We start from the raw sequence: 8,582 nt of genomic DNA on the forward strand, positions 1-8,582 counted from the left end.
ACTGCCCACATGGGCAGGATCCAATCGTCGAGCGCCGAGTTCGCGCGCCGCGGATTTGAGAGTGCGACGGCGGCGGCCCGGATCTGGGACGCCTGGCCGGCCGAACAGCGGGCGATGGTGGACCTTGCGCTGTTTGGACGCGTTGGCGACCGCTTCCAGGCCCTCGAAACCCTGGACCGGCTGCGCGCAACCGACAGGTTCGAGGCGATTGCCGCCGACCCCGGGTGGCTGGAGCGGGTGCTCCGGGTGGCGGGCGCGTCGTCGGTGCTCGCGGCCGGGCTGCGCACATCGCCGGAGACGGTTCAGCTGCTCGCTGAGGAGCCCCGCGAGCGCGATGAGCGCGCGTGGGCGGCGTTCTTCCAGGCGCGGGTCCCGGTCGTCGACGGCGAATGCCACCGCCACCCCGACGAACTCCGAAGCGCCAACCGCGCCGCGCTCACCCTGATCGCCGCCCGGGACCTCGCTGCCGACGACCCCACCGAGATCGTGGAGGGTGTCGCCAGGGAGCTGAGCCACGTCGCAGACTGCGTGCTCGAAACCTCACTCGCCCTAGCCAGGGCCGAGACCCCCGGTTGGCAGGCCGCACGGCTGGCCATCGTCGCGCTCGGCAAGGCCGGGGGGCAAGAACTCAACTATCTGTCCGACGTTGATGTGCTCTACATCGCCGAGCCCACAGAAGGGGCCGACCCCGACGAGGCGGCCGCTATCGCGAACCGCGTCGCCGCAGCCCAAGCACGCATCTGCTCCGCCCACACCAAGGCGGGCACCATCTGGAGCGTCGACGCGAGCCTGCGTCCAGAAGGGAAAGCCGGCCCACTGGTTCGCTCGCTTGCCTCCTGCCGCCGCTACTACGATCAATGGGCGGAGAACTGGGAGTTCCAAGCCCTGCTCAAGGCCCGCCCAGCCGCTGGCGACCTCGGGCTGGGTGAGGCGTTCATCGATCTCGTGTCCCCGCTCGTCTGGCGCTCCGGGGAGCGCCCGGGATTTCTGCCAGAGATGCGTGCCATGCGCGAACGTGTGATCGCCCACATCCCCGACAAGCAAGCCGAGACCGAGATAAAACTATCCGAGGGGGGTCTGCGCGACACGGAGTTCTCCGTCCAGTTGCTCCAGCTGGTGCACGGCCGCGCGGACGACAGAATCCGTGACCGCGGCACTCTGCCCGCCCTACGCTCGCTGGTGAGTTGCGGCTACATCGGCCGCAGCGACGGCAGCCAGCTGGCACAGCATTACCGCTTCCAGCGGGTTCTGGAGCACCGCGCACAACTGGTCAACCTTCGACGCACTCACGTGGTGCCCGACGACGATCGGCTGGCGCAGTTCGCGCGCGCAGGCCTCGACGATGCCCGCGCCCGTTGGCGGACGAGCCGCCGCGACGTGCGCCGACTGCGGCAACGGATCTTCTTCTCGCCGCTGCTCGACACCGTGGTTAGCCTCCCCGCAGACACGCTGCTGAGCCCCGATGCGGTGAAGGAACGGATGCGGGCACTGGGTTTCAACGATCCGCGCACCGCCCTAGGCCACATGCAGGCGCTGACTGCGGGCACGTCGCGGGCCGCCGAGATTCTGCGCCAGCTGATGCCCGCGATGCTCGAATGGATCGCGCTCGGCCCCAACCCAGACTTCGGGCTGCTAGCGTTTCGGCAATTATGCGAGACGCTCGGCGAGTCGCCCTGGTTCCTGCGCGGGCTGCGCGACGAGGGCTACATGGCCACCCGGTTGGCGAAAGTGGCCTCGACTAGCCGTTTCACCGTCGACCTGCTGAAACGTGCGCCGGACACCGTCGGACTGCTGGCTTCCGACGAGGCGCTCACCCCCCGCAGCGCAGCCGAACTAGGCGTCGCCATGGGACGTTCTGCCGCCCGGCACGCGGATCTTGCCCGCGCGCTCGACTCAGCCCGAGCCTTCCGGCGCAGCGAGCTGTGCCGGGTGGCGCTGCGCGATGTGCTGGGCGGGGTGGATATCGTCGAGTGTGGTCGGGCGCTGTCCGCGCTAGCCAGCGCCACTGTGCAGACGGCGCTGGACATCGCCCGGCGCGCGGTCGACGCCCCAGAACTCGGCATCATCGCGCTCGGCCGCTGGGGTGGGGAAGAGATGAGCTACGCCTCCGACCTGGACTGCATATTCGTCGTCGCCGACGACGCCGGCCCCGCCGGCCTGGCAGCAGCCACCGAGCTGGTGCGTGAACTGGCGCGGATCCTGAAACAACCCGGGGTGGAGGGCATCACTTTGGATGCGGATCTTCGGCCGGAGGGAAAGGGAGGCCCCCAGGTTCGTACCGTCAGTTCCTATCGCAAGTACTACGAACGCTGGGGTGCCGTATGGGAGGCCCAGATGCTGCTGCGCGCGCGGCACGGGGCCGGCAGCGCGGAACTGGTGCAGGCGGTGCTGGATGACATCGACCCGGTGCGGTATCCCGAACGGCTCACCGACGATGCGGTGCGTGAGATCCGCCGCCTCAAATCGCGGATGGAGCGAGAGCGCATCCCGGCAGGCGTCGACCCGAGCCGGCACCTGAAGTTGGGCCCCGGTGGACTGTCCGACATCGAGTGGACCATCCAGCTGATCCAGCTCGCGCACGCCCACCGCCACCCTGAGCTGCGCACCACCAGCACGCTCGGGGCGCTGGCTGCCGCTCGTGCGCTGGGTCTCGTCGCGCCCGGCGACGCTGATGCGCTCTCGGCCGCCTGGCGGCACGCGAGCACCGTTCGCGACGCCATCATGCTGGTGCGGGGCCGCCCGAGCGACGCATTGCCCACCAATACCCGGGAGCTGGCAGCGGTGGCGGCCTTGCTTGGCCACGACGCCCCGGTCGCCGAGCTGGGGGAGAACACCAGGCGGCATGCCCGGTTGGCGGGGGCCGTCGTCGGGCGCCTCTTCTGGGGCGAGTAGCTCTCAGCCGCGGGCTGCGGCGCGCAGGTAGGCATGCCAGCCCGCCGCGTTGCGCAGCGGCGCATGGATTCCCGCGGCCGCCTGCACCTGGCGCAGCGCATCTCTGGTGACGTCATCGAACACGCCGGTGTCTGGCGTAGGCAGATCGAAGACGTGCCGCAGCGTGTGCTGCACGAGTTGCACCTGGACCCGCGAGTTCTGATTGAACTCGCTGAAGTCGCTGCCGGAGATCGAATTGTCGACGTGGATGTGGTTTAGGTGCGCGTCGTTGTAGGGATAGCACAGGGTGTAGTTGAAGTGCAGTTGGAGGCTGGCCGCGAGCCGCCAGTAGTCGCGCAACTGCTGCGACCGCCCCGGCTGCCACTCATCGAAGCGCGCGGACACTGCGGCCTCCTCCTGCCTGATCTGGGCCAGGTCGAAGGCTCGACCCAACTGGTGAAAGGAACCGCACTTGTCCACGAACGCGCCGAACGACGTGATCTCCAGCACGGGCCCGTAGCCGCTGACCTCCGCCCAATCCAGCGCCCACGCCTCCAGCTGCGCCAGAAACGCTGGCTGGATGCGTTGCACGACCGGTTTGCCCGACTCCGCGTAGTACAGCCGCGCTCCGGCCACGGAACTGAACTCGACGAGTTCGCCCGGGGCGCGGCAGCCGTCCGCATCGGCGGGCGGTGAACTTCGCCCGCGCGCGCAGCCTCCGGCGAGCGCGACCAGCGAACCGGAAGCGAGTCCGGCGAACAGCAGGCGGCGGCTTGGCATGGCCCGAAGCCTATCCGGTGCGCGAATGCGCTAGCATCGGAGGCACGTATTCCGGGGTCGGTGAAAGTCCGAACCGGCGGTCAAAGCCCGCGACCCTCCGCGCCACGCGCAGAGGTTGACTCGGTGGAATTCCGGGGCCGACAGTAAAAGTCTGGATGGGAGGAATGCGAGCGGTGCGCCTGCGCGCGCCGCAAGCTGCCCCGGTGTTGGTTTGAAGGAGCACGGATGGCAGCGAAACCCTTGGCACACTTGCCGTCCAGAGCGCGCCCAGCCACGTGGATCGAGCGGTTCCTTGTTCCGCTCATCGGCATCATCGCGCTGACCACCGGCTGGTGGGTGCTCAGCAACTTCATCCCCGCACTGTTGCTGCCCAGCCCGCTCGCCGTGGTGTCCCGGCTGGCGCAGCAGGCCACCAACGGCGTAGCCATGCAGTACCTGTGGCCTACTGTGGGCCCCGCCCTTCTGGGCGTGGGTATCGCTCTGGTCGTCTCCCTCGTGCTCGGCATCGTCGCCACCCACTCTCGGCTACTCGCCGCGCTCATTGAGCCGTGGGTGGCGCTCAGCCAAACAGTTCCGCTGGTGGCCATCGCACCACTTTTGGTGCTGTGGCTGGGCTATGGGGCAATCCCAATCTCCGTGTTGTGTGCAATCGTGGCCTTCTTCCCGATGGTAACCACCACCATCGTCGGCTTCCGCCAGCTCGATTCCACGGTGCTGGAGCAGGCGACGCTGGACGCGCCCTCCACAACACAACGCCTGGTTTACGTTGAACTCCCGATGGCCGCGCCTGCGATCCTGGCGGGCGTGCGTTCCGGCGCGGTGCTCGGCATGACTGGCGCCATCGTCGGCGAGTTCGTGATGGGCGGGACGGGGCTGGGCACGCTGCTCACCCTGTCGCGCCAGGCCTCCGACACCGTCGGAGTCTTCACCGTCATCGCGTGGATCTCCGCCGTCGCCATGGCCCTCTACGGGCTTGTGGCGCTCGCGGAGCGCGCGGCAAGCAACCGGGTTCAAGGAGAACAACAATGATCATGTCACGCCGCAGCGCGCTGACCCTGCTCGCGGTCGCCGGGTTGGCGGGCTGCTCCGCCACCGGCGAAACCGGTGCCGAGCGGCCGAGCGCCAAACCGAAGATCACGGTCGGTCTGACCTACATCCCCAACGTGCAGTTCTGTGCGTTCTATCTCGGGCTCAAAGAGGGGCTGTTTCGTGACGTGGATGTCACGCTGCGCCACCACGGGGAGCAGGAGGGGCTGTTCGACGCGTTGCGCGCCGGGCAGGAGGACATCGTCTTTGCCTCCGCCGATGAGGCGGCCGTTGCGGGCGGCTTGGCCACCGTCGCCACCGCCTACCAAACCTATCCCGCGGAGGTGATGATCTCCGGCCACGCCTCCTCGCTGGCCGACCTCAAGGGCAGGTCTCTCGGCATCCCGGGACGCTACGGCTCCAGCTACTACGCCGCGCTCGTCGCGCTCAAGACTGCGGGCCTGAGCGAACAGGATGTGCAGCTCACCGAGATCGGCTACACCTCGGTGGCGGCCCTCACCACGGGCAAGGTCGACGCCGTGGTGGGCTTCAGCAACAACGAGCTGGTTCGGCTGCGCGACGCAGGCCACGAGGTCACCTCGCTGCGGATCTCGCCGGAGCCGATGCTCGTCGGCCCCAGCCTCATCACGCTGCCCGACAAGGCACAAAGCCCGCAGGTACGTGCCGTGATCGACGGCATGCTGGCCGCCGAGCTGCGCGCGGTTGCGGATCCGGAGGCTGCGTTGGCGGCCACCGCCGAGCAGGTACCGGCGCTGGCGGAGGAGGAGCACCGCCGCAACGCCAAGCTGGTGCTGGCGGCGACGAGCAAGCTGTGGCGCGGAGCCGACGGCGAGGTCAGCGTCGCCGTCGACCAGGAGGCGCTTCGCCGGATGGAGCAGTTCCTCGCCGAGGCGGGGATCAGGCAGTAGCGCCCATCCGGTGGGTGCGGGAGCACCCACCGGCACTCGGCAGAACCCAGCTCAGATCTCGACGAGGGTGCGGCCATGTAGGCGGCCGGCCAACAGCTCGTGGCCCCGGTCGATGACCCCGGCCAGCCCGATCCGGGTGGTCATGGCGTCCAACGAGTCGACGTCCACGCCCTGCGCGAGGACCCGCCAGGCATCGTCCCGATCGGCGGGAGTGGCCCACACCGAGTCGATCCCGGCCAGCGTCACCCCGCGCAGGATGAACGGCAACACGGTTGCGGGCAGCTGGGCGTCGCCGGCGAGCCCGCAGGCCGCCACCGTGCCGTTGGGCAGCGTGCGTGCGATCGCGTTGGCCAGCCAGGGGCCGCCCAGGGTGTCCACCACGCCCGAGTACGTGGCCGGCTGCAGGGGCCTGCCCGGCTCAGCCAGCTCGTCGCGGCTCAACACCTCGGTGGCACCCAGCGAGCGCAGGTGGTCGCCGAACTCGCTCACGCGGCCCGTCGCCGCAGTGACGTCGAAGCCCGCAGCGGCCAGCAGCATCGTCGCGACGCTGCCCACCCCGCCGGTGGCGCCCGTCACGAGCACCGGGCCGTCTTCGGGGGAGACCCCCTCCAACACCAGCCGCAGCACGCACAGCGCAGCGGTGTAGCCCGCGGTACCGAGTGCCGCGGCCCGCTCTGGCGTGAAGGCCTCCGGCAGTCTGACCAGGTGTTCCGCGCTGACCCGCGCCGTCGTCGCGTAGCCGCCGTGCACGGTTTCGCTGAGCCCCGCGCCGTTGAGCACCACCCAGTCGCCCGGGGCGAAGCGGTCGTCGGCGGAGTGCCGCACCTGACCGACGAGATCGATGCCCGCGATGAGTGGCCGCGTGCGCACCACCCCGGGGCGGCCGGTGACGGCCAGCGCATCCTTGTAGTTGAGATCCGAATAGCGGACGTCGACGGTCACGTCGGCCTCCGGCAGGAAGGACTCATCCAGCGTCTCTACAGCGACGCCCTCTTCTCGAACGATAATTGCCCGCATGCGGTTCAGACTACGCCTCTTCTGCTGGTCGGCGTCCGCCGGGCCCCGTGGGACGGTATATTCACCACCGTGAGCAGTGCCGACACACGGAGCTGCGAGTCAAGAAGCCATTGCGGAGAAGAGGTGTTCATTCTGGGCTATTCGTGTCAGACTGTGCGAAAAGCTCGAACGCAACTCGCAGTGGAGCGAGTGCCAAAGTCCAAGGCCCCGATCAAGGAGTAAGAGTAGATGTCCCGTATCGACAACGCGGAACTGCGCGGCAAGGTGATGTCGGCTGACGAAGCCGCCCAGTTCGTTAATCATGGCGACCGAGTCGGGCTGTCCGGCTTCACCGGTTCGGCCTACCCGAAGGCGCTGCCGACCGCCATCGCCCAGCGGGCCAAAGAAGCCCACGGCCGCGGTGAGGAGTTCCAGATCGACGTCTTCACCGGCGCTTCGACCGCTCCCGATTGCGACGGTGTGCTCGCCGAGGCGGATGCCGTGCGTTTCCGCTCGCCCTACCAGTCGGATCCCGTGATGCGCAAGGCGATCAACGCTGGCGCGATCAAGTACGCTGACGTGCACCTCTCCCACTCCGGCTGGCAGGTGGGTGCCGGGTACTTCGGCCAGCTGAATGTCGCCATCGTTGAGGCCACTCGGATCACCGAGGAGGGCCACCTGATCCCGTCGTCGGGTGTTGGCAACAACGTCGAGTACCTGGACGCCGCCGAGCGGATCATCATCGAGGTGAACTCGTGGCAGTCCGAGGACCTTGAGGGCATGGCGGACATCTATCGAATCGGTCCGACGCCCGGCCGCCAGGCCATCCCGATCACCGAGGCGGGCCAGCGCATCGGCACCCCTTACATCGACATCGACCTCAACAAGGTGGTGGCCGTTGTCGAGACCGATCACGAGGATCGCAACGCCCCGTTCAAGCCCCTGGACGAAACTTCCAAGCAGATCGCCGGCCACTTCCTGGACTTCCTGGAGGGCGAGGTGCGCGCGGGTCGTCTCCGTTACGACAACTACGTGATGCAGTCGGGTGTCGGCAACGTCCCCAACGCCGTGATGGCAGGCTTGCTCGACTCAAAGTTCGAGAACATCCAGGCCTACACGGAGGTGATCCAGGACGGAATGGTCAACCTGATCGACGCGGGCAAGATGACCGTGGCATCGGCCACCTCGTTCTCGCTGTCGCCGGAGTACGCGGCCAAGATGAACCAGAACGCTAAGTTCTACCGTGATCACATCGTGCTGCGCCCGCAGCAGGTGTCGAACCACCCAGAGGTCATCCGTCGCCTGGGTCTCATCGCCACTAACGGGCTGATCGAGGCGGACATCTACGGCAACGTGAACTCCACCAACGTCGCTGGCACCAGGATGATGAACGGCATCGGCGGCTCGGGTGACTTCACCCGAAACGGCTTCATCTCGTCGTTCATCACCCCCTCCGAGGCGAAGGGCGGAGCGATCTCCGCGATCGTGCCGTTCGCGTCGCACATCGATCACACTGAGCACGACGTCATGGTGGTCATCACGGAGTACGGCTACGCCGACCTGCGTGGCCTGGCGCCGAGGGACCGTGCCGCCAAGATCATCGGCATCGCGCACCCGGACTACCGTCCGCTGCTGGAGGAGTACGTGGCGCGCGCGAACGAGAAGTGCCCCGGGCACCAGACGCCGCACGACCTCGCCACCGCCTTCGACTTCCACCGCCGTCTCGTGGAGACCGGCACCATGAAGCCGTAAGCCGCTGAAGACCATCGCTCCCCGCAACCTTCGGGTTGCGGGGAGCGACGATTTTGGTAGAGGCAAAGACAGTCTGTCCCGCGTCAAGCTTTTGGCAGGGTTTTCCCTTTCAAGGTTGGGAATGTTCGGGTTGGCTGGGCCCATGTGCACCTCCAGCGGCCGGTGTTCTGGCGATCGTTTCGCGGGGGGACGCTGGGTGTTGTATTCGTTTCGGTAGGCCTCGGCTCG

General features: G+C 67.9%; 6 protein-coding genes and 1 riboswitch. Of the genes, 4 read left to right on the forward strand and 2 right to left on the reverse strand.

Annotation, left to right across the window (positions count from 1 at the left end):
* Positions 1-9: 9 nt before the first annotated feature.
* The gene (locus tag EII42_RS09210; RefSeq protein WP_125171833.1) at positions 10-2,892 is read left to right on the forward strand and encodes a bifunctional [glutamine synthetase] adenylyltransferase/[glutamine synthetase]-adenylyl-L-tyrosine phosphorylase; all 2,883 of its coding nucleotides are present in this window, start codon (positions 10-12) and stop codon (positions 2,890-2,892) included.
* A 3-nt stretch (positions 2,893-2,895) separates the two neighbouring features.
* Here EII42_RS09210 and EII42_RS09215 read toward each other — a convergent pair whose 3' ends face one another.
* The gene (locus EII42_RS09215; RefSeq protein WP_125171834.1) at positions 2,896-3,651 is read right to left on the reverse strand and encodes a peptidoglycan-binding protein; all 756 of its coding nucleotides are present in this window, start codon (positions 3,649-3,651) and stop codon (positions 2,896-2,898) included.
* 43 nt (positions 3,652-3,694) lie between these two features.
* Positions 3,695-3,822: riboswitch (FMN riboswitch) on the forward strand.
* A gap of 54 nt (positions 3,823-3,876) precedes the next feature.
* Between EII42_RS09215 and EII42_RS09220 the strand changes: the two genes are divergently transcribed.
* Both EII42_RS09220 and EII42_RS09225 read left to right on the forward strand, forming a co-directional pair.
* Positions 3,877-4,680 (forward strand): ABC transporter permease, encoded by an 804-nt coding sequence (locus EII42_RS09220; protein WP_125171835.1) that lies wholly within the window; start codon positions 3,877-3,879, stop codon positions 4,678-4,680.
* On the forward strand, positions 4,677-5,606 hold the full coding sequence (locus EII42_RS09225) for an ABC transporter substrate-binding protein (protein WP_125171836.1): 930 nt from the start codon (positions 4,677-4,679) through the stop codon (positions 5,604-5,606). Before EII42_RS09220 ends, EII42_RS09225 begins: the two co-directional genes overlap by 4 nt.
* Positions 5,607-5,657: 51 nt before the next feature.
* On the opposite strand, the gene EII42_RS09230 is transcribed toward EII42_RS09225, so the two are convergent.
* Positions 5,658-6,623 (reverse strand): MDR family oxidoreductase, encoded by a 966-nt coding sequence (locus tag EII42_RS09230; protein ID WP_125171837.1) that lies wholly within the window; start codon positions 6,621-6,623, stop codon positions 5,658-5,660.
* Between the two features lie 228 nt (positions 6,624-6,851).
* Between EII42_RS09230 and EII42_RS09235 the strand changes: the two genes are divergently transcribed.
* A complete protein-coding gene (locus tag EII42_RS09235) occupies positions 6,852-8,354 on the forward strand; it encodes an acetyl-CoA hydrolase/transferase family protein (protein ID WP_125171838.1) in 1,503 nt (500 codons plus the stop codon).
* The last annotated feature ends 228 nt before the right edge of the window (positions 8,355-8,582 follow it).

Source organism: Tessaracoccus sp. OH4464_COT-324, assembly GCF_003932855.1.
GTDB lineage: Bacteria > Actinomycetota > Actinomycetes > Propionibacteriales > Propionibacteriaceae > Arachnia.